The following is a 21,133-nucleotide window of genomic DNA, read 5'->3' on the forward strand; positions in this document are numbered from 1 at the left end:
CCTGCTGCCTTACGGCCGCAGCGCCCTCAGCAGCAGGTCCGCGAGGTGGTCGGCGACTTCCTGCTTGGTGAGCGGCCCGTCGGGGCGGTACCAGGTCGAGAGGTGGTGGATCGAGCCGAAGTGGTAGTCGACCACGAGGTCGGCGGGGCTGGCGAGGGAGAACACCCCGGCCTGCTGGCCCTCCTCGATCAGGGCGCGGAAGCGCTCGTGGTAGCGGCGGCGTTCGACGCGTACCTGCTTGTTCTTCTCCGGGCTCAGGTGGTGCATGGAGCGGAAGAAGATCGAGGCGTCGTCGAGGTTCTCGATGGTCGTCACGACCACGTCGGCGGCGGCGTCGCGCAGCCGCTTCTGCACCGGTTCGTCGGCGTTGGCGAAGGCGTCGAGGCGCTCCTGCTGGAGGCGGAGCACCCGGGCGTAGACCTCGTGGAGGAGGTCCTCCTTGGAGCCGAAGTAGTGGTAGAGGGCCCCCTTGGTGACCCCGGCGGCCTCGACGATCTCCTGGACGGAGGTGCGGTCGTACCCCCGCTCCGCGAAGAGGCGGGTGGCGGCGGCCAGCAGCCGTTGGGGAACGGGAACCCCATTCCCTTCCGTCGCCTTGGCCATCGCCGCCACCTGCCCTTCGTCTCACCGTGAACCTGTTCTAGTGCGAGGAACGCAGTTCCCGCCTGAGGATCTTCCCACTCGCCGTCTTCGGCAGCTCGGCCAGGATCTCGACCTGGCGCGGGTACTTGTACGCGGCGAGGCGTTCCTTGCAGTACGCGCCCAGTTCGCCGGGCGCCACCTCGGCGCCGGGCCGGAGACTGACGTAGGCGCGGACCGTCTCGCCGCGGTAGGCGTCGGGGACGCCGACGACGGCGGCCTCGCGCACGGCGGGGTGGGTGTAGAGGACGTCCTCCACCTCGCGGGGCCAGACCTTGAACCCGGAGGCGTTGATCATGTCCTTCTTGCGGTCCACGACGTAGAGCCAGCCCTGGCGGTCCATGAACCCGATGTCGCCGGTGCGCAGTTCGCCGTCGGGGAAGGCGGCGGCGGTGGCCTCGGGGAGGTTCCAGTACCCCGACACCACCTGGGGGCCGCGTACCGCGATCTCGCCCTGCTCGCCGAGCGGCACCTCCGCGCCGGTCTCGTCGAGGATGCGGACGAGGGTGTCCGGGCCGGGTACCCCGACCGACAGGGTGCCGGAGACGGGGTCGACGGGGGCTTCCCGGTGCGGGGGTACGGCGGCGCAGGGGGCGGTGCACTCGGTGAGGCCGTAGCCGTTGCGGATGTACGGGCCGAAGCCCGCCCGGAACTTCTCCACCAGCGCGGGCGGCAGCGGTGCGCCGCCGGAGGAGATCACCGCGAAGGATTCGAAGTGGGCGGGGGTGGCGTCGGGGTGGGCGGCGAGGGCCATGAAAGCGGTGGACGGGCCGACGGTGTAGGCGGGGCGGTGGGTGGCGAAGGCTTCCAGGACCACGCTCGCCTCGAACCGGTAGGCGAGCACGAGGGTGCCGGCGTTGGCGAGGCAGGCGGCGAGCTGGCAGACCATGCCGGTGATGTGGAAGAGCGGGGCGAGGGCGAAGTAGGCGGCGCCCTCGGGGACCGGGTGGTCCTTGCGCTGGCGTTCGGCGTTGACCATGACGTTGCCGTGGGAGTTCATCGCCCCCTTCGGCTTCCCGCTGGTGCCGGAGGTGTAGCTGATCAGCGCGGTGTCGGCGGCGGTGAGCTCGCGGTCCTCGGGGGCGGCGAGCCCCTTGCGGGCGACGGTCACCAGGTCGTCGGCGTCGCCGGGGACCGGCAGCCGCTCGAAGCCGAGGACGCGCGGGTCGTTCGCGGTCTGGAGGTCGAGCTCGCAGGCGGTGACGGCGATCGTGACGCCGGGCGCGGCGGCCGCGGTGTCGCGCAAGTACGACTCCCAGGCCCGGTCCGAGCAGAAGAGCGCGCTCACTCCGGCGTCCTCCAGGACGTGCGCGACTTCGCCGGCCTTGTACATGGGATTGAGCGGTACGACGGTGGCGCCCGCCTTCCACGCGCCGAGCAGGGCGAGGACGAAGTGCGGGGTGTTCTGGAGCATGATCGCGACGCGGTCGCCGCGCCGCAGGCCCCGGGCTGCGAGGTGCCCGGCGACGGAGTCGCTGAGCGCGTCGGTCTCGCGGTAGTCGAGCCGTCCGTCGAAGTAGGCGAGGGCGGTGTGTCCGGGGGCGCGGGCGACAGCGTCCCGGAAGGCGTGCACCGGCGTCTCGGCGGGCTCGACGGGGGTGAGCTGGGTCGCGGAGAGCAGCCCGGTCCAGGGCTTCGCGGCGTACGGGGACGGGGCCGTGGCCGGGCTGGTCGTGTCCGGGGTGGTGGTCATGCGCGGGTCCCCTTCTCCCAGGTGCGCTGGAGCTTGTTCATGCCGCCGATCCAGTGGTCCGGGTCCTCGGCCCTGGCCCGGTAGTAGCCGGCCACCTCGGGGTGGGGCAGGACGAGGAAGCGGTCCTTCGCGATCGCGTCGAAGAGCGCGTCGGCGACGGCGTCCGGCTCGATGGCGGTGGGGGCGAGGACGAGCTCGCCGGCCGATCCGGCGGCGGTGAGCATGTCGGTCCGTACGCCCTGCGGGCAGATCGCGTGGACCTTGATCGCCCGGTGGCGGTAGGTGAGCGCGAGCCATTCGGCGAAGGCGACGGCCCCGTGCTTGCTGACGCTGTAGGGCGCGGCGCCGATCATCGTCAGCAGGCCGGCGGCGGAGGCTGTGGTGACGAACCGGCCGCTGCCGCGCTCCAGCCACTCGGGCAGCAGGGCGCGGGCCGCGCGGACGTGGGCCATCACGTTGACGTCCCAGGCGGCGGCCCACACGTCCTCGTCGGCGAAGACGTCACCGGGCGAGGCGAGTCCGGCGTTGGCGCAGAACACGTCGACGGTGCCGTCGAGGGCATCCCGCGCGGCGTCCACGATCCCGGAGGCGTCCCCGGCGATCGCCGTGCCGCCGATCTCCTCGGCGAGCGGCCCGATCCGTGCGGCGTCGAGGTCGTTGACGACCACCCGCGCACCCTCGGCGGCGAATCTCCGGGCCAGGGCGGCGCCGATGCCGCCTCCGGCTCCCGTGACCACTACGCCAGCGCCTTGCACCGTACTCATCGGGTCCTGCCTCTCTGCACGACTTCCCCAGCAGACTAACCAGTCGGTATGTGATCGGGGAAGGGGTCGCGGGAAGGTCTGGTGTTCTGCCCAGCCGATGCGGGCCGGGCTTGTGAATCCGCCCGCCCGAGATCGTTCCGTACGGGCCCCGCGCGCGCTAGCGTGCATGCCCATGACAGTCCGCGCGATCATGGAGGTGGCTGGATGAGCCTGACCAGACGGGGTGTACTGGCAGCGGGCGGTGGCCTGGGAGCCCTGGCGGTGACCACCGCGGGCGGGGGTACGGCGGCTGCCGCGGGCGGCCACGGGGCCGGCTCCGGGCATGGCGGGCGCGGGCCGGTCCGTACCGGCTTCGACCGGCTGGCCGCCGACGGCTACCGGCTGCTGGCCGGCGAACGCGTGGGCATCGTCACCAACCCCACCGGCGTCACCTCCGACGTGCGCCACATCGTGGACGTCATGCACGCCGACGACCGGGTGAACCTCACCGCCGTCTTCGGCCCCGAGCACGGCTTCCGGGGCACCGCCCAGGCGGGCGGCTCCGAGGGGCGGTACGACGATCCGGCGACCGGACTGCCGGTCTACGACACGTACCTGAAGAACGGCCGGCCGCTCGCCGACGTGTTCACGGCCTCCGGCGTCGACACGGTCGTCTTCGACATCCAGGACGCGGGCGCCCGCTTCTACACGTACATCTGGACGCTGTACGACTGCATGGAGGCGGCGGCGCTCGCGGGCAAGCGGTTCGTCGTCCTGGACCGGCCGAACCCGGTCACCGGACGGGCGGCGCTCGGACCCGTGCTGGATCCGGCGTTCGGGACCTTCGTCGGGCGGCGGGAGATCGCCCAGGCGCACGGGATGACCGTCGCCGAGCTGGCGCTCTTCTTCAACACCGAGTTCTTCTCCGCGCGTCCGGCGGATCTGGACACGGTGACGATGTCGGGGTGGCGGCGCTCCGACTTCTTCGACGCGACGGGCCTGCCGTGGGTGCCGCCGAGCCCCAACATGCCGACGGCGGACACCGCGCTCGTCTACTCCGGCACCTGCCTCTTCGAGGGGACGAACCTCTCCGAGGGGCGCGGCACCACCCGCCCCTTCGAGCTCCTCGGCGCCGAGGGGATCGACCACCGCTGGGCCGACGCCGCCAATGCGCTGGAGCTGCCCGGGGTCCGCTTCCGCGAGGCGTACTTCGCGCCGACCTTCTCCAAGTTCTCCGGCGTCACGGTCGGCGGGGTCCAGCTCCACGTGCACGACCGGGAGGTCTTCGACCCGGTGCGCACCGGCATCGCGCTGCTGGTGACCGCCAAGGCGACCTGGAGCGGTTTCGCCTGGCGGGCCGACAACTGGATCGACAAGCTGACCGGCAGCACCCGGGTCCGCACCATGATCGACGCGGGCGCGGACACCGACGAGGTGGTGGCCGCCTGGCGTTCGGATCTCGCGGCCTTCCGGGCCAAGCGGAAGAAGTACCTGCTGTACGGGGGGTGAGCCGTACCCGGTCCCGGTGCGGCTCACCCCCCGCACCGGGACCGGTCGGCCTCTTCCCTTCCCCTACCGGTGCGAGGGGAACTCCACGACCTGCTGGTAGGTCGGCCGGTTCTGCCACGGGATCGACTTCTGGGTGATCCCGCCCAGCGCGCGGTGGATGATCGCGTCACTGCACCACTGGTTGCCCGCCGCGCAGTTGTCGTCACCCGGGTAGACCGTGGTGGCGGGCTTGGCGGCGGCCTGCTTCAGGGTGGTGAGCAGGGCGTCGCGGCAGGTGGCGAGGGTGCCGTTGCCGCAGTAGGTGTGGGCCAGCGGTCCCTGGACGTTCTCGCCGAGGACCTGGCGCAGGTCCTTGTCGGCGAACGCCCACCAGCCGTACTGGAAGGCGGAGCCGCTGTGCGCGCCGCTGGGTCCGTGGCTGGCGGCGGGGGACTCGTCCACCGCCAGGTTCACGGCCAGGGCGTCGTAGAGCGCGTCGCCGAGACCGGGCCTGAACTCCGCGTCCATCAGCGCGGGCCACCAGGCGTCCATGACGCGTACCGCGTCGGCGTTGGCGTACGTCCCCGAGCCCGCGGCCGTTTCCTTGCGCTGGGCGCCGGCCGCCTGCCAGGTCTCCAGTTGCCTGACCACGGCGTCGAGTGCGGTGTCGGTGACGGGCTGGGAACGGATGATCTTCAGCAGTTCGGGCAGCAGCTGCTCGCCCCGCAGGTCGGTGACGGCGGCCTGCTCCATCGCCCTGGTGAGGGAGGCGCGGGTGACGCCGCCCTGGGCGACCAGCGCGGAGACCCGGTCGTCCAGCAGGTCGGCCCGGTGCACGGCGCCGAACCCGAAGCCGGCGGAGGCGTACCCCTTGGCCTGCCGGTTGTTCCAGGAGATGTAGTAGTCCTGGCCGCTGGAGTGCGGGTGCGCGGCGAAGGACGTGTAGGTGGCGGTGTTGGCCGCCGGGTCGAAGCCCTGCCACTCGTACGCCCGGTCCGCCGCGATCGGCAGCGCCGGGTCCACGCCCGCGGCCCGCTCGGGGTTCATGCCGCTGTTGTAGTAGGCGGCGGTGCGGGAGTCCGCGTAGAACCAGTTGAAGGCGTAGTCGATGTTGCTCGCCGCCTGCTGGAAGGAGGCGGCGTCGGTCACGTAGGCCGGGTCGTTGAGCATCTGGAAGCCGATGATGGAGTCGGCCTCGTGGCGGTAGGTGGTGCGCAGCGAGGTGTACGCGACGGGCTTGCCGCCCACCGTGGCGCGGTGGGTGACGATGCCGTAGTTGGTGCGCCAGACCTGCATCCGGTAGGAGCCCGCCGCGGTGGAGTCGGCGGTGCTGGGCTTCCAGGAGTTGACGCGCTCCATCTTCTCCATGGGCGTGCAGGTGCCCCGGTAGAGGTAGGAGGCGGAGTTCTTCGTCGGGGTGGCGCCGCTCGCCTCGCAGAGCGGGACGGCGTAGGTGTCGGTGATGTCCTGGGCGGCGGAGGTGGCGCTCCAGGCGTAGTCCTCGCCGCGTCCCATCTGGATGTACATGCCGACGCCCGCGAAGGAGACGCCCCGGGCGCTGATGCCGGGGCCCTGGATCTCCTGGAGCATCATCAGCTGCGGGGCGAAGTAGCCGGTCTGGGGTCCGAAGACGGCGACTGGGTTGCCGCTGGCGGTGCGGGAGCCGGAGACCACCAGGGCGTTGGACATGCCGCGCTTCTGGGCGTCGGTGCCGGAGCCGGGCAGGGTCCCCTCGGGGATGACCCCGTTGTCGAAGACGCCCTGGAGCGGCTTGAGCGCGGCGGGCGCGGCGACCGGGGCCTTGAGGTTGGTGCCCGCGGAGCCGGTGCGGTCGTAGATCAGGGGTTCGGCGGTGACGGAGCCCTTGTCGGGGAGGGCGGTGCCGCGCGCGGTGGCGGGCTTCTGGGCGTACGGGAAGGAGGTGCCGTCGTGCACGGTGAGGACGGCCTCCGGGTCCTCGCGCTGCCGGAACGACTCCCAGACCCGGGTGCCCTCGGCGACGCCGTACTTCTCCTGGGCGGCGAGCAGCGAGAGCGCGGCCTGCACCTCGCCGCCGCCTCCCCCGCCGAACTGGCCGCCGACGACGGTGGCGATGGCGATCAGGTCGGTGAGCTTGAAGGGCACGATCTCGCCGACGTTGGTGATCGAGTCGATCTTGCCGGTGAGGACGTACTCACCAGGGAAGTTGCGGCTCGACTTCGCCTTGTCCTTGTAGGCGTTGATGCCGTCGATATAGGCCTGCGCGTCCGACATGGCCAGCTCGCCGCGGGTGCCCTCGGTGGTCCTGATCCGATCGACCTGCGCTTGGAGGTCGGCCTCGGTGTACGGGGCCTGCGGCCAGAACTGCTGCTCCAGGCCCTGGTTGGCGAGTGCCCCGCCGGCGAAGGAGGTGAGTTCGCCGCGTCCTATGTGGCGGAAGAGGTCCATCAGCCAGAGCCGGTCCTGGCCGGCCGCGTATCCGGCGCCGAACTCGGTGCCGTAGCGGGTGGTGCCGACGATGTGCGGGACGCCGGTCTTCTTGTCCCGGGTGATGGTGACGTCGCTGCGGGGCGAGGTGACGGACTCGACCTGACCGGACGGGACGCCGAAGGAGGCGTCGTTGAAGAAGTCGGTCAGCTTGGCGTCGGTGAGGGTGCTCTGGCCGGAGATCAGCGAGGTGTAGCGGTCGAGCTGGTCGTCGCTGTGGGCGGGGTGGGTGCCGAAGAGCTTGTTGCCGAGGATGTCGGCGAGCGTGGCGTTGCCGTTCGCGCCGGGCGGCAGGATGTCCGCGCACTGCCCGGCGCAGTGGTCGGTGGCCGCGGTGACCGCGGCCTGGGCGGCGCCGGCCGGGACTGATCCCGCCAGCAGGGAGGTTCCGAGTGCGAGGACGGCCGCGAAGGTCGCGGCGAGCTTGCCGGTACGTGTACGTGGGGGCATGCGTACTCCTCAGGAGGCCGATGCGCCGGAGATTACCGACGGTAAGTCGGGACCGTAAGGTGAGCATCAGTCACCTTTGCCGAATCGTCACACGCCCCCTCCGGCGCCCGGACCGGCGGCCACGTGCCTCCCTGAACACCGCCCCGCGCACCGCCGTCCGATCCGTGGCCGGAAATCATCTTTCGGGGGCACCAGAACGGGCAGGCGTACGTCCACTCCACGACAGGAACACCGAACGACGGAGGTGGCAGTGGCATGGCCGGTTTCCGGAGCCTCGCGAGACAGGTCCGAGACCCCCGGGCCGATCTGGCCCTGAGGCGGTATTCGCTGCGCAAATGCCTGGAGCGCTTCGCCCCCTACGGGCACCGCGCGACCTGGGACCATCTGTGCGCCCGGCACGGGTTCGCCCCGGAGGACCGGGCACCCGACCCCGCACGGCTGACGGGCGCGCTGGCCGAACTGGAGGCCGCCCGGGCCCTCTGGCTGTCGTACGAAGCGGGGTTCGCCGAGCGGCGGCGCCGCGAGAAGCGCGAGGGGCTGCGCAGGCCCGGCGGCTTCGACGCCTGGCACCGGAGGATCTGGGGCGGCAACGGCGTGGCCCGCTGCGCCGACCCCGGTACGCATCCGAGCGCCCCGCTCCCGGAGGTGCTGCTGCGGCTGATCACGGCGCTCGGCGCGGAGCCCGGCACGGCCTGCCCGGTCTGTGCGGAGACCCGGATCGTCTGGCGCCAGGACCTGCGGCGCGAACCCCGGTCCGGGCCGGTGTGCACCGGCTGCGGCATCCTCGTACCGCCGTCGGCGCTGACGCCGGGGACCCTGGCGCGGGCCCACCGGATAGGACACCAGCAACTGACCTCGGCGGCCTGAGGGCGCGGGCGCGGAAAGACCGGGACGGGCCGGGGCCAGCCCTCCGGCCCCGGGCTGTCAGTCGCACGTCTCCGGCGCGGTCGGACGCTCCGGCATCAGCCGGGAACCGGCCATTCGCTCGCCGGAGATGTCGTCCGGGTTGGAGAGGACACAGTTCTCCAGCGAGAGGCAGCCGCAGCCGATGCAGTCCGTCAGATGGTCGCGCAGCCGGCTGAGCTGCTTGATGCGTTCGTCCAGCTCGGTGCGCCACGCACCCGACAGCCGGGCCCAGTCCTCCCTGGTGGGCGTGCGCTCCTCCGGGAGTTCGGCGAGCGCCTCGCGGATGGTGGCCAGCGGGATGCCGACCCGCTGGGCGGCGCGCACGAAGGCGACCCGCCGGAGTGCGTCCCTGCCGTAGCGGCGCTGGTTGCCGCTGGTGCGGCGGCTGGTGATCAGCCCCTTGGCCTCGTAGAAGTGCAGGGCGGATACGGCCGCGCCGCTGCGCGCGGCGAGCTGGCCGACGGTGAGCTCGTGAAGCGACTGGGGAATCTGGGGCACGCCCCGAAATCTACGGGAGCGGGAGCGCCGCCACTTCGTTGACAGGAGCCTGCGGCCACTCCATGCTGAGCAAGCGCTTAGACATCGAGGCAGTGAGCCGGAAGGCAGGACCAGGACCATGGCAGAGCCGAAGATCTTCACCTCCGCACAGGAGCTGCGCGACGGTGTGGGCGAGCAGCTGGGGCACAGCGACTGGCTGGAGATCGACCAGAAGCGGATCGACCAGTTCGCCGAGGCGACCGGTGACCACCAGTGGATCCACGTCGATCCGGAACGCGCCGCGGCGGGCCCGTTCGGCACGACGATCGCCCACGGGTATCTGACGCTCTCCCTGCTGCCGGTGCTCGTGCCGCAGGTCATGGCGGTCGAGGGCGCGAAGATGGGCATCAACTACGGCACCGACAAGGTCCGTTTCCCCTCCACAGTCCCGGTCGGCTCGCGGCTGCGCGCCACGGCCGTGCTGAAGAGCGTCGAGGAGGCAGGCGGCGGGGTGCAGATCACCGCGGTCGTCACCGTGGAGCGCGAGGGCGGCGAGAAGCCGGCCTGCGTCGCGGAGTCGCTCTCGCGCTACTACTTCTGATACAGCGGGCTGCCGGTACGGCGAGTACGGCAATGGGCCCGCCGCACCCCGAGGACGCGGGGTTCGGCGGGCCCGTCGCCATGTCCGGCCCACGGCCCGTCGCTGGGCTCTACTTCGGGGCGCCGACCATGCGCAGCACCAGGTCCTCGTAGAGCGCGCCGACCTCCTCGGGCGTACGGCTGCCCTGCGCGTTGAACCAGCGCGAGACGTCGATGCAGAGGGAGAGGACGGCGAGCGCGGTGCCGGGCACGTCGGGGACGTCGAACTCCCCGGTCTCCACACCATCCTTGATGATCCGCCGCATCACCGCGTCGGTGCGCCGCCGCAGTTCGATGATTTCGGCGCGGTGCCCGTCGCTCAGCGCGTCGAGTTCGTACTGCACCACCCGGGCCGTCGCGAAGCGCTCCGCGTGCCAGTGGACGAAGGCCCGTACGGCCACGGCGAGCCGGTCCGGGGCGGCGCCGTCGCCGTCCGCCGCTGCCTCCAGCAGGGAGAGCGCGCGGTCGTGGCCGATGCGGCTGATCCGGTGGAGCAGCTCTTCCTTCGTCTTGTAGTGGATGTAGAGAGCCGCCGGACTCATGCCGGCCCGGCCGGCGATGTCACGGGTGGTCGTCGCGTGGTAGCCGCGCTCGGCGAAGGCCTCGACCGCCGCCACGAGGAGCCGCCGGGCGGCCTCGGGGGTCACTTCGCCCCACGGCGTCTCCTGGCCGTCGGTCTCCTCCGCCGTACCCATGGTCACGCGCCCCTCTCAGTCCGCCGGACGAACACCATACCCCGACCCTGAGCAAGCGCTTAGGACCGTGCCCGCAGGATAGCGCCGCCCGCGCGAAAGGGGGAGGCGGGACAAGATCCTCGCCGAAAACACTCCGCCCCGCACCGGGTGGTCACGGTACGGGGCGGAGGACCCGCGGGCTCCTGCCCGCGCGCCCAGGAGCGTCAGAGCTTCTGGAAGGGGTCGTGCTCGGCGAGGATCTTCTCCAGTCGCGCCTGGTCGACGCGGCTGACGATCCGGCCCTCCTCCTGGCGGTCGCGGATGACCTTGGCGAGGGTGAAGCACGAGGTGACGAGGTAGAGGACGCCGATGGCGAGGAACCCCCGCACCCACCCGTCCGCGTCGAGGAAGAAGATCCCGAGGGTCACCGCGCTCATCGCCACCCCGAAGGAGGCGACGGCCTGGCCGTAGAAGGCGGCGGTGCTCTGCTGCTTGACCGGTGTCGTGTCGCTCATGCCCCGAGCTTCCGCCGCCGGGCGGGGGCGCCGCATCCGCGCCCGTACTCACGGCCGTACTCAGGCGCGGTGCGGGACGGCCGGAAGGCGGGGACCCCGCACCCGGTCAGAAGGCGGAGACCCCGGTCAGCGCGCGGCCGATGATCAGCTTCTGGATCTGGCTGGTGCCCTCGTAGAGCGTCATCACCCGGGCGTCGCGGACCAGCTTGCCCACCGGGTACTCGTCGATGTAGCCGTAACCGCCGAACACCTGGAGGGCGTTGTTGGCGGAGCGGACCGCCGCTTCGGAGGCGAAGAGCTTGGCCTGCGAGGCGGCGGTGGCGAAGGGCTCGCCCCGGTCGATCAGGTCGGCGACCCGCCAGGTGAGGAGGCGGGCGGCGTCCACGTCCACGGCGATGTCGCTGAGGAGTTCCTGGACGAGCTGGTAGCCCGCGATGGGCTTGCCGAACTGCTGCCGCTCGCCCGCGTAGCCGACGGCCGCGTCCAGGGCGGCCTGGGCGATCCCCACGCAGCCGGCGGCCACCGACATGCGCCCCTTGGCCAGGGCGGACATCGCGATCGAGAACCCCTTGCCCTCGGGGCCCATCAGCGCGGACGCGGGGACCCGGACGCCCTCCAAAACCAGTTCGGCGGTGGCCTGGCCACGCAGCCCGAGCTTGCCGTGGACGGTGTTGCGGGTGAGGCCGGGGGTGTCGGTCGGCACCAGGAAGGCGGAGACGCCCTTGTGGCCGGGGGTGTCGCCGGTACGGGCGAAGAGCAGCACCACGTCGGCCCAGGTGCCGTTGGTGATGAACATCTTGGTGCCGTCGATGACGTAGTCGTCGCCGTCGCGCACGGCCCTCGTCGTGAGGTTCCCCGCGTCCGAACCGGTGCCGGGCTCGGTGAGGCCGAAGCAGCCGATCAGCTCTCCGGCGGTGAGCCCGGGGAGCCAGCGGCGTTTCTGCTCCTCGTCGCCCCAGGCGGCGACGGTCTTGGCGACCAGCCCGAGGGAGACCGAGACGATGCCGCGCACCGAGGAGTCGCCGCGCCCCAGCTCCTCGGTGACCAGGCAGTACGCGAGGTGGTCGCCGCCCGAGCCGCCGTACTCCTCGGGCACGGTGAGGCCGAGGAACCCCAGGGCGCCCAGCTTCTTCACGATCGACTTGTCGACACTCTCGGCACGGTCCCAGGCGGCGACGTGCGGGGTCACCTCCTTGGCCACGAAGTCCCTGGCCAGCCGGCGGACCGCTTCCTGCTCCTCGCTGAGCTCCAGGTTCATCGGACTCCACTCCTCCGCGTCGGGCTCCGCTCCCAGCGGGCCGCCGACCTCGCCGGCACTTTAATTAGCACTGCTAGTTTCTTGTCGAGGCCCACTATGTGCCGCACGGCCGCACGGCGCAAGCCCTCCGGGCCCAGCGGTCCCCGCAGCTCTTTTTCGGCCAACCCCGGCGGGAGGACTCGGACCTGTCCGGCACGCGCGCCTCGCGCGCCAGGGGCGGGCACGGGCCCTCAGCCGCCCCCGACGACCCGAAAGGGGCCGGTCGGGAGGACGACGCCCGCCCGGCGATCGTCCTGTCGCGCGTCGTCACGCGGCCGGCGGCGGGGCGGCGGCCGGGCCGGCGGCGCTGCCGTCGGCCCGCGGGGCGACCGGCCGGCGGTGGGCCGCACCCGCGCCGCTCATGGCCGCCGTCGCCGTGATCCGCCGGGTCGGCACGGAGCAGGGCCGATCACCAGCGGGTTTCCGGCGGCCAGGCCCTACTATGTGCCGCATGGCCCGACCTCGTACCCCCCTCCTGAGCAGAGAACGGATCGTCGAGGCGGCGGGCGCGCTGGTGGACGCGGAGGGCCTCGGTGCGGTCTCCACCCGGCGGCTCGCCGCCGAACTGGGGGTCAGCGGGCCGTCGCTGTACAACCACTTCCGGAACAAGGACGAGATCCTGGACGCCGTCGCCGACGCGGTGTCCGCCCAGGTCGATCTGTCGATGTTCGACGCGGACGATCCGCGCGACTGGCAGCGGTCCCTGCACGACTGGGCCGTCTCCTACCGCGCCGCGCTCTCCGCCCATCCGCACATCGTGCCGGTCCTGGCGCAGGGCCCGGGGCGGCGGCCCGCCGGGCTGCGGGTGGCCGACGCGGTGTTCGGTGCGATGGTCGACGCGGGCTGGCCGCGCGCCCAGGCCACGTACATCGGAGCGCTGATGCGGTACTTCGTCACCGGCTCCGCGCTGGGTTCCTTCGCGCGGGGTTTCGTGGACGACGAGACGGCGTACGACCCCGCCGACTACCCGCACCTCGGCCAGGCCCACCTGCTCGCCGACCGGCGCCAGCAGGTGGACGAGGGAGCCTTCGAGACGGGGCTGCGGGCGCTGATCGACGGGCTGGCGCTCCAGTACGCGCAACTGGACCCCGCCCGTACTTCCCTCCAGGGCCCGCGTGGAGGCTCCGGCCCGCGCAGGGCGCATGAGGGCCGCCCGGAGCGGGACCACCGCCGGGACGATTGACGCTTCCCGGCAATCCGGTGGGCGCCGGACCCCGCGCCCCGTACGGTCCTGTCCATGAGCACATCGCCCGCCTCCGCCTCCGCTCCCCGTTCCGGCCCCGACCGGCGGGCCGTCGCCGCCGCCTGCTTCACCGTCGTGCTGTGGGCGACCGCGTTCGTCTCCATCCGCAGCGCGGGCGACGCCTACTCCCCCGGCGCGCTCGCCCTCGGCCGGCTGCTGGCGGGTTCGGTGGTGCTCGTCGCCCTGCTGCTCGTACGCCGCGAGGGGCTGCCGGCGCGCGGCGCCTGGCCCGGGATCGTCGTCTCCGGGCTCCTCTGGTTCGGGCTGTACATGGTGGTGCTGAACTGGGGCGAGCAGGAGGTCGACGCGGGGACCGCCGCGATGGTGGTGAACATCGGGCCGATCCTGATCGCGCTGCTCGGCGCCCGGCTGCTGGGCGAGGGGCTGCCGCGCCGGCTGCTCGTGGGCATGGGGGTGTCCTTCGCGGGCGCCGTCGTCGTCGGTCTCTCCATGTCGGGCCACGGCGGTTCCTCGGTGCTCGGGGTGCTGCTCTGCTTCGTCGCCGCCCTCACGTACGCGGCCGGCGTGGTCGCGCAGAAGCCCGCGCTGCGGCACGGTTCGCCGCTCCAGGTCACCGCCTTCGGCTGCCTGATCGGCGCGGCGGGCTGCCTTCCGTTCAGCGGAGTACTGGTCCACGAGGCCGCCGACGCCCCGCTCTCCGCCACCCTCAACATGATCTATCTGGGCGTCTTCCCGACCGCACTGGCCTTCACCACCTGGGCGTACGCGCTGGCGCGCACCACGGCGGGCCGGATGGGTTCCACCACCTACGCCGTACCCGCCCTCGTGGTGCTGATGTCGTGGCTGGTGCTCGACGAGGTGCCCGCCGCGCTCTCCGTCCTCGGCGGGCTGCTCTGCCTGGCCGGGGTGGCGGTCTCCCGGACCCGTCCGCAGACTGGGCGGACGCGGAAGGTCGTGGCCGAGCCGGTGGAGGGAACCCCCGATGGCGTCGAGCAGCAGGAAACCGGACGGGTCTGACGAGCACGGCCGATCGCCCCGGCGGGCCTCCCCGGGCAGAGGGGCCCGGCCGGAGGGTTCCGGGCCGGAGGGTTCCGGGCCGGAGGGTTCCGGGCCGGATGCGGAGGCGGCTCGGGCCGCCCGGTTCGGCGGACCGCACCTGGAGGGGTTCGGACTCCACGAGCGGGGCGACGACGACCCGGAGCTGGTCACCCCGGAGGGCCGCGCCCGGGACGCCTGGCGGGAGGACTACCCCTATCCGCAGAAGCTCGGCCGCAAGGCGTACGACAAGCAGAAGCGCGCCCTCCAGATCGAGCTGATCAAACTCCAGCACTGGGTGAAGGAGCACGACGAGCGGCTGGTGGTCCTCTTCGAGGGGCGGGACGCGGCCGGCAAGGGCGGCACCATCAAGCGGTTCACCGAACACCTCAACCCGCGCGGGGCCCGGGTGGTGGCCCTGGAGAAGCCGACCGGACGCGAGCGGTCGCAGTGGTACTTCCAGCGGTACGCCGTCCATCTGCCGACGGCGGGCGAGATCGTCCTCTTCGACCGTTCCTGGTACAACCGGGCCGGGGTGGAGCGGGTGATGGGGTTCTGCACCACCCGCGAGTACCTGGAGTTCATGCACCAGGCCCCGGGGTTCGAGCGGATGCTGGTCCGCGACGGCATCCACATCGTGAAGTTCTGGTTCTCGGTCTCCCGCAACGAGCAGCGCAACCGGTTCATGATCCGGCAGATCGACCCGGTGCGCCGCTGGAAGCTGAGTCCGGTCGACCTGGCGTCGCTCGACAAGTGGGACGCGTACACCGAGGCCAAGGAGCTGATGCTCTTCCACACGGACACGGCGGACGCGCCCTGGACGGTGGTGAAGAGCAACGACAAGAAGCGGGCGCGGCTGGAGGCGATGCGGCACGTGCTGGACCGCTTCGACTACCCCGGCAAGGACACCTCGGTGGTCGGCACGCCGGACCCGCTCGTCGTCGGTCCGGCGTCCCGGCTCTTCGAGGAGGGCGAGATGGACGCCCGGCTGCTCGCGCCGAGGCCGCCGAAGGGCTGAGGGGGCGCCGACGGGCCGAGAGGACGCCGACGGGCCGAGAGGACGCCGACGGGCCGAGGGGCCGCCGACGGGCCGAGAGGCCGAGGGGCCGCAAGGCTGAGAGGCCGCCGACGGGCCGAGAGGCCGCCGCAGGGCTGAGGGGCGCTCACGCGCCCTCCGTACGAAGGGCCGCGCACCGGCGCCGCACACCACCGGCACAACGCGGGGCGACCGGAGCCCGACGGGTCGGCGAACTTCTGCCGTTCGTCCGCCAGTTGACCGTACCCGTCAGTAGCGTGTGCGCCCGTGACCACACAACACGCTCCCGCACCCAGCCGTCGTACGGTCGTCAGGGCGGCCGCCGCGACGGCCGTCGCCGCCCCCGTCCTCCTCGGCGCGAGTGCCGCACGGGCCGCCGACGGGCCGGTCTTCCTGCACGGTGTCGCCTCCGGTGATCCGCTCCCCGACGGCGTCCTCCTGTGGACCCGCGTCACGCCCTCCCCGGACGCCGTGCCCGGCTCCGGGCGGGGCGCGGACACCGAGGTCGGCTGGGAGATCGCCGAGGACAAGGCGTTCTCCCGTACGGTCGCCGCCGGTACGTCCCTCGCCCGCGCCGCGTCCGACCACACCGTCAAGGCCGACGTGCGGGGGCTGCGCCCGGCCACCGCCTACTGGTTCCGCTTCTCGGCCGCCGGCGGGCAGGTCCTCTCCCCCGCCGGCCGCACCCGTACCGCGCCCGCCGCCGGTGCGGCGACGCCCGGCGTCCGCTTCGGCGTGGTCTCCTGCGCCAACTGGGAGGCCGGCTTCTTCTCCCCGTACCGGCACCTCGCGGCCCGCGCCGACCTGGACGCCGTGCTGCACCTCGGTGACTACATCTACGAGTACGCGTCCGGCGGTTACGCCCACGGGGACACCGTCGTCCGCCCGCACTCCCCGCTGAACGAGATCCTCACCCTGGCCGACTACCGCACCCGGCACGCCACGTACAAGACCGACGCCGACCTCCGGGCCCTGCACGCCGCGCACCCGGTGATCGCGATCTGGGACGACCACGAGTTCGCCAACGACGCGTGGTCCGGCGGGGCGGAGAACCACACCCCGGCCACCGAGGGCGCGTGGGCCGACCGGGTCGCGGCGGCCAAGCAGGCGTACTTCGAGTGGATGCCGGTCCGCGCCTCCACCGAGGGCACCGTCTACCGCCGCCTCTCCTTCGGCAGCCTCGCCGAACTGCACCTGCTCGACCTGCGCAGCTTCCGTTCCGCGCAGGCGTCGGTCGGCAGCGGCTCGGTCGACGACCCGGAGCGTACGATCACCGGCCGGGCCCAGCTGGACTGGCTGAAGGCCGGTCTCGCCGGGTCGGCGGCCACCTGGAAGCTGGTCGGGACGTCGGTGATGATCTCCCCGGTCGCCTTCGGCTCCGTCCCCGCCGACGTGCTCGCGCCCCTCGCCGAGCTGCTCGGTCTGCCCGGTGGCGGCCTCGCCGTCAACGTCGACCAGTGGGACGGCTACACCGACGACCGCAAGGAGCTGATCGACCACCTGCGGACCAGGTCGGTGACCAACACGGTCTTCCTGACCGGTGACATCCACATGGCCTGGGCCAACGACGTGCCCGTCAAGGCGGCGACGTATCCGCTGTCGGCCTCGGCCGCCACCGAGTTCGTGGTGACCTCGGTGACCTCGGACAATCTGGACGACATCCTGGGGGTCCCCCCGCAGACGGTCTCCGCGGTCGCCGCCCTGGCGGTGAAGGCCGCCAACCGCCATGTGAAGTGGGTGGACATGGACGGGCACGGCTACGGGGTCCTCGACGTGACGGCCGAGCGCTCGCAGATGGACTACTACGCGGTCTCCGACAAGACCCGCCAGGACGCCACGGCCGCTTGGGTCCGCTCGTACCGCACCCTCAACGGCACCCAGAAGGTCGAACGGGCCGACGCCCCGGTGCGCTGACCGGAGCGCCCCGGGACCGCCGTCGCCCGACCGGACCAGGAGCCGGTACGGGCGGGCGACGGCACCTGCCGGCCGGGAGCGCGGGACGGTTCAGAAGGTGACCAGGGCCCGGCCGCCCTTTCCGGCGATCATGTTCTCGAAGGCGGCGGGGATGCCGTCGAGCGAGATCCGTTCGGTGACCATCGAGGACACGTCGAAGCGTCCTGCCCGGATGTGTCCGGCCAGCACCGGCAGGTCGCGTTCCGGGTCGCTGTTGCCGTAGACGCAGCCGGTCAGGGAGCGGCCCCAATGGAAGATCTCCAGGGCGTTGAAGGTGACGTCCTGGTCCTTGGCGCCGATGCCGACGACGGTGGTGCGGCCGCCCCGGCGGGTGGACTCCCAGGCGGTACGGATGGTCTGCGCGCGGCCCACGCACTCCACGGCCACGTCCGCGCCCACCCCGTCGGTGAGCTTGCGGATCTCACGCGGGGTGGTGGCGGAGGCGACGACGTAGTCGGTGGCGCCCGCCAGCCGGGCCAGTTCCTCCTTCTCCGGCGTGACGTCCACCGCGATGATCCGGGACGCCCCGGCGATGCGCGCCGACTGGAGCACGGCGAGGCCGACCCCGCCGATCCCGAACACGGCCACGGTCTCCCCGGCGCGCACCCGGGCGGAATGGTGGACCGCGCCGTAGCCGGTGAGCACCGCGCAGCCGAGGAGGGCCGCGTCGGTGAGCGGGATGCCGGCCGGGGCGGGCAGCACGCAGTTCGCGGCGACGAGGGTCTCCTGCGCGAACGCGGCGACGTTCAGGCCGGGGTGGAGTTCGGTGCCGTCGGCGAGACGGGCGTGGACGTTCGCGGCGCCCTTCAGCGCGTCGGCGCAGAGCCAGACCTCTCCGATCCGGCAGGGGTGACACGTACCGCAGGAGGGCGCCCAGTTGAGGACGACTCCGTCACCGGGGGCGACGTGCTCGACACCCTCGCCGACCTCCAGGACGGTGCCCGCGCCCTCGTGCCCGAGGACGCAGGGCACCGGCAGGCGCATGGTGCCGTTGCTCAGGGACAGGTCGGAGTGGCAGACCCCGGCGGCGGCCAGGCTCACCCTCACCTGGCCCGGTCCGGTCTCCGGCAGTTCGATGTCGGTGATCTCCAACGGCGCCTGAACGGCGGGCAGTACGGCGGCGCGAACCACGGACGGCTCCTCGTGTGATCGGCCGGGCCCGGCGGGGCCCGGCTGCGGGCGGGACGGACTCAAGGCTGTCCCGGCAACTCCTGGCGGGTGTCAGAACTGGAAGGACTTCGTCTGGAGGTACTCGGCGAGGCCGTGCGGGCCGAGCTCGCGGCCGACGCCGGACTGCTTGTAACCGCCGAAGGGGGCAAGCGGGTTGAACCGGCCACCGTTGATGTCGACCTGGCCGGTCTCCATCCGGCGGGCGAAGGCCACGGCCCGCTCGTCGTCGGCCGCCCAGACCGCACCGGCCAGGCCGTAGACGGTGCCGTTGGCGATCCGGAGGGCGTCCTCCTCGTCCTCGTACCGGAGCATGGTGAGGACCGGGCCGAAGATCTCCTCCTGGGCGATGACCATGTCCGGGGTGACGTCGGCGAACACGGTGGGGCTGACGTAATAGCCCTTCTCGCGAGGGGAGTCGGGGCCTCCGGCGACGAGCCGGGCGCCATCCGCCACCCCCCTCTCGATGTAACTCCGCACCCGGGCCTGCTGCTTGGCGTTGACGACGGGGCCGATCCGCTCCCCGGGCACGTACTTGGCCACGGCCGCCGCGGCGAGTGCCACGGCTTCCTCGTACCGCTCCGCGTCCACCAGCATCCGGGTCCACGCGCTGCACGTCTGGCCGGAGTTGGACATCACGTTGGCGACCCCGACGTTGACCGCCTTGGCGAGGTCGGCGCCAGGCAGGATGACGTTGGCGGACTTGCCGCCCAGTTCCAGCGCGACACGCTTGACGGCGCCGCTCGCGGTGGCACCGATCGACCGGCCGACGGCGGTGGAGCCGGTGAAGGAGACGAGGTCGACCCCGGGGTGCTCGGCGAGGGCCTGGCCTGCGACGGGGCCGAGCCCGGTGACCAGGTTGAAGACGCCGGCCGGGATCCCGGCCTGTTCGGTCGCCTCGGCGAAGAGCTGCGCGGTCAGCGGGGTGTCCTCGGCGGGCTTGAGGACGACCGTGCAGCCGGCGGCCAGCGCGGGGGCGACCTTGGCGACGATCTGGTGGAGCGGGTAGTTCCAGGGGGTGATGGCCCCGACGACCCCGACCGGCTCGTGCAGCACCGTGGAGTTGCCGAGCTTCTCCTCGAAGGCGTAGGCAGCGGCGAGTTCGGCGTACGAACCGGCGACCAGCACCGGTACGCCCGCGTGCACGGTCTGCGAGAGCCGGAGCGGGGAGCCGAGTTCGGCGGTGACCGTCTCGGCGATCTCCCCGGCGCGGGCGGCGAGGACGTCGCGCAGGGCGGCGAGCCGTGCGGCCCGCTCGGCGGGCGGGGTGGCCGCCCAGCCGGGGAACGCGGCGCGCGCGGCACGTACGGCGGCGTCCACGTCGGCGGCCGTACCGGCGGGCACATGGGCGATGACCTGCTCGTCGGCCGGGTTCACGACCGCGATGGTGTCGCGCCCCTCGGCGGGCCGCCAGGCGCCGCCGATGTACATCCCGTCATGGGCCTTCATGGCTGTTCCTCCCGGGCTTGCGGTACCTGCGTGCGGGCCGCCCACTGGCGTCGCCGGACCGGAGCGTCCGGCGTCTCCCACGCGGCCTGGTCGTCCGAACCCCAAACTAGCGCTGTTAGTTTTTGCGCGCCAGAGCCGGTGCGGACGGGGGCCGGAGACGCGCGTCACGTGGGCACCGGCCGCATCCGGACAGAGGAGGAAACGCGCGCCACGTGGCGCCGGCCGCATCCGGACAGCCGCATCCGGACAGAGGTGCGAACGCCGAGGGGCGGCGCTCTCCGGCTCGGTGCCGGACAACGCCGCCCTGGGGCGGTACGGGTTGCGGGCTGCGGCCCGCGTGGTCACGGTGACTACTTCGGGTCGGCGTTGAAGGTCGAGGTCGACCAGAGGTAGCCGAGGACCGAGAGGCCCAGACACCAGGCGACGGCGATCCAGCCGTTGTTGCCGATCTCGGTGCCGAGCAGGAGTCCGCGCAGGGTCTCGATGGCCGGGGTGAAGGGCTGGTACTCGGCGATCGGCTGGAACCAGCCGGGCATGGTGTCGACGGGGACGAAGGCGCTGGAGAGGAGCGGCAGCAGGATCAGCGGCATCGCGTTGTTGCTCGCCGCCTCGACGGTCGGGCTGACCAGGCCCATGCCGACCGCGATCCAGGTGAGCGCCAGGGCGAAGAGCACCAGCAGGCCGAACGCCGCCAGCCACTCGAGGACGGTGGCATCGGTGGAGCGGAAGCCGATGGCGACGCCGACGGCCCCGACGAGGACCACACTGGCGACCGACTGCAGCACACTGCCGACGACGTGTCCGACGAGGACCGATCCCCGGTGGATCGCCATGGTGCGGAAGCGGGCGATGATGCCCTCGGTCATGTCCATGGAGACGGAGACCGCGCTGCCGACCACGGTGCTCCCGATGGTCATCAGCAGCAGGCCCGGGACGATGTAGGCGATGTAGTCGGAGCGGTCCCCGCCGCCGATGCCCGCACTCATGGTGTCGCCGAAGATGTAGACGAAGAGCAGCAGCAGCATGATCGGCGTGAGCAGCAGGTTCAGGGTGAGCGAGGGGTAGCGCCGGGCGTGCAGCAGGTTGCGGCGCAGCATCGTGGACGAGTCGCGCACGGCGAGGGAGAGGGAGCTCATCGGACTTCGTCCTCCTGGGAGTTGACCGACTGTTCCGACGCGGCGGACGGGCCGGACTGGTGGGGGACGCGGGCGCCGCCGGTGAGGGCGAAGAACACGTCGTCGAGGTCGGGGGTGTGGACGGTGAGTTCGTCGGCTTCGACGTGTGCGGTGTCGAGGCGGTCGA

18 protein-coding genes and 1 pseudogene are annotated in these 21,133 nt (G+C 72.4%); 7 read left to right on the forward strand and 12 right to left on the reverse strand.

What is annotated here, in order from left to right; genetic code table 11:
- Window positions 1-9: 9 nt before the first annotated feature.
- Genes ACWCSV_RS18880 through ACWCSV_RS18890 form a run of 3 tightly spaced genes read right to left on the reverse strand, consistent with a single transcriptional unit; the run spans window position 10 to window position 3,096 of the window.
- The gene (locus ACWCSV_RS18880) at window positions 10-603 is read right to left on the reverse strand and encodes a TetR/AcrR family transcriptional regulator (protein WP_451143540.1); all 594 of its coding nucleotides are present in this window, start codon (window positions 601-603) and stop codon (window positions 10-12) included.
- 37 nt (window positions 604-640) lie between these two features.
- The gene (locus ACWCSV_RS18885) at window positions 641-2,332 is read right to left on the reverse strand and encodes an AMP-binding protein (protein WP_451143542.1); all 1,692 of its coding nucleotides are present in this window, start codon (window positions 2,330-2,332) and stop codon (window positions 641-643) included.
- Window positions 2,329-3,096, reverse strand: a complete 768-nt coding sequence (locus ACWCSV_RS18890; protein WP_451143544.1) for an SDR family oxidoreductase — start codon at window positions 3,094-3,096, stop codon at window positions 2,329-2,331. Before ACWCSV_RS18890 ends, ACWCSV_RS18885 begins: the two co-directional genes overlap by 4 nt.
- A gap of 204 nt (window positions 3,097-3,300) precedes the next feature.
- Between ACWCSV_RS18890 and ACWCSV_RS18895 the strand changes: the two genes are divergently transcribed.
- Complete coding sequence (locus ACWCSV_RS18895; protein ID WP_451143546.1) at window positions 3,301-4,584, forward strand: exo-beta-N-acetylmuramidase NamZ family protein; 1,284 nt, start codon at window positions 3,301-3,303, stop codon at window positions 4,582-4,584.
- Between the two features lie 63 nt (window positions 4,585-4,647).
- On the opposite strand, the gene ACWCSV_RS18900 is transcribed toward ACWCSV_RS18895, so the two are convergent.
- Window positions 4,648-7,479 (reverse strand): penicillin acylase family protein, encoded by a 2,832-nt coding sequence (locus ACWCSV_RS18900; protein ID WP_451143548.1) that lies wholly within the window; start codon window positions 7,477-7,479, stop codon window positions 4,648-4,650.
- Window positions 7,480-7,734: 255 nt separating this feature from the next.
- On the opposite strand from ACWCSV_RS18900, the gene ACWCSV_RS18905 reads away from it, so the two are divergent.
- Window positions 7,735-8,346: a hypothetical protein gene (locus ACWCSV_RS18905; protein WP_451143550.1), complete on the forward strand. Its 612-nt coding sequence runs from the start codon at window positions 7,735-7,737 to the stop codon at window positions 8,344-8,346.
- 57 nt (window positions 8,347-8,403) lie between these two features.
- Here the strand turns inward: ACWCSV_RS18905 and soxR are convergent, their stop codons facing one another.
- Entirely contained in the window at window positions 8,404-8,883 is a 480-nt protein-coding gene (soxR, locus tag ACWCSV_RS18910) for a redox-sensitive transcriptional activator SoxR (RefSeq protein WP_451143552.1), read from the reverse strand.
- Window positions 8,884-9,001: 118 nt separating this feature from the next.
- On the opposite strand from soxR, the gene ACWCSV_RS18915 reads away from it, so the two are divergent.
- On the forward strand, window positions 9,002-9,463 hold the full coding sequence (locus ACWCSV_RS18915) for a MaoC family dehydratase (RefSeq protein WP_451143554.1): 462 nt from the start codon (window positions 9,002-9,004) through the stop codon (window positions 9,461-9,463).
- Window positions 9,464-9,572: 109 nt separating this feature from the next.
- Here the strand turns inward: ACWCSV_RS18915 and ACWCSV_RS18920 are convergent, their stop codons facing one another.
- From ACWCSV_RS18920 to ACWCSV_RS18930, 3 genes are all read right to left on the reverse strand, one after another.
- The gene (locus ACWCSV_RS18920) at window positions 9,573-10,196 is read right to left on the reverse strand and encodes a TetR/AcrR family transcriptional regulator (protein ID WP_451143580.1); all 624 of its coding nucleotides are present in this window, start codon (window positions 10,194-10,196) and stop codon (window positions 9,573-9,575) included.
- Window positions 10,197-10,399: 203 nt separating this feature from the next.
- Complete coding sequence (locus ACWCSV_RS18925; RefSeq protein ID WP_451143556.1) at window positions 10,400-10,690, reverse strand: YiaA/YiaB family inner membrane protein; 291 nt, start codon at window positions 10,688-10,690, stop codon at window positions 10,400-10,402.
- Between the two features lie 106 nt (window positions 10,691-10,796).
- Window positions 10,797-11,948, reverse strand: coding sequence for an acyl-CoA dehydrogenase family protein (locus ACWCSV_RS18930; RefSeq protein WP_451143558.1), 1,152 nt, complete (start codon window positions 11,946-11,948; stop codon window positions 10,797-10,799).
- A gap of 490 nt (window positions 11,949-12,438) precedes the next feature.
- On the opposite strand from ACWCSV_RS18930, the gene ACWCSV_RS18935 reads away from it, so the two are divergent.
- From ACWCSV_RS18935 to ACWCSV_RS18950, 4 genes are all read left to right on the forward strand, one after another.
- Window positions 12,439-13,170, forward strand: a complete 732-nt coding sequence (locus ACWCSV_RS18935) for a TetR/AcrR family transcriptional regulator (protein WP_451143560.1) — start codon at window positions 12,439-12,441, stop codon at window positions 13,168-13,170.
- A 54-nt stretch (window positions 13,171-13,224) separates the two neighbouring features.
- Entirely contained in the window at window positions 13,225-14,208 is a 984-nt protein-coding gene (locus tag ACWCSV_RS18940; protein ID WP_451143562.1) for a DMT family transporter, read from the forward strand.
- Window positions 14,174-15,244: a polyphosphate kinase 2 gene (gene ppk2, locus ACWCSV_RS18945; RefSeq protein ID WP_451143564.1), complete on the forward strand. Its 1,071-nt coding sequence runs from the start codon at window positions 14,174-14,176 to the stop codon at window positions 15,242-15,244. The genes ACWCSV_RS18940 and ppk2 overlap by 35 nt, the downstream gene beginning before the upstream one ends.
- A gap of 285 nt (window positions 15,245-15,529) precedes the next feature.
- The gene (locus ACWCSV_RS18950) at window positions 15,530-17,176 is read left to right on the forward strand and encodes an alkaline phosphatase D family protein (protein ID WP_451143566.1); all 1,647 of its coding nucleotides are present in this window, start codon (window positions 15,530-15,532) and stop codon (window positions 17,174-17,176) included.
- 90 nt (window positions 17,177-17,266) lie between these two features.
- Here ACWCSV_RS18950 and ACWCSV_RS18955 read toward each other — a convergent pair whose 3' ends face one another.
- The 4 genes and pseudogenes from ACWCSV_RS18955 to ACWCSV_RS18970 all read right to left on the reverse strand — a co-directional run.
- Window positions 17,267-18,346 carry a Zn-dependent alcohol dehydrogenase gene (locus ACWCSV_RS18955; RefSeq protein ID WP_451143568.1) on the reverse strand — a complete coding sequence of 360 codons (1,080 nt, stop codon included), beginning with the start codon at window positions 18,344-18,346 and terminating at the stop codon, window positions 17,267-17,269.
- 90 nt (window positions 18,347-18,436) lie between these two features.
- A complete protein-coding gene (locus ACWCSV_RS18960) occupies window positions 18,437-19,831 on the reverse strand; it encodes an aldehyde dehydrogenase family protein (protein WP_451143570.1) in 1,395 nt (464 codons plus the stop codon).
- Window positions 19,832-20,181: 350 nt separating this feature from the next.
- Window positions 20,182-20,967, reverse strand: coding sequence for an ABC transporter permease (locus ACWCSV_RS18965; RefSeq protein WP_451143572.1), 786 nt, complete (start codon window positions 20,965-20,967; stop codon window positions 20,182-20,184).
- Window positions 20,964-21,133 (reverse strand): annotated as a pseudogene (locus ACWCSV_RS18970) (ABC transporter); the annotation flags it as partial. The gene ACWCSV_RS18965 and the pseudogene ACWCSV_RS18970, both read right to left, overlap by 4 nt.

The organism is Streptomyces sp. NPDC001770, assembly GCF_053596135.1.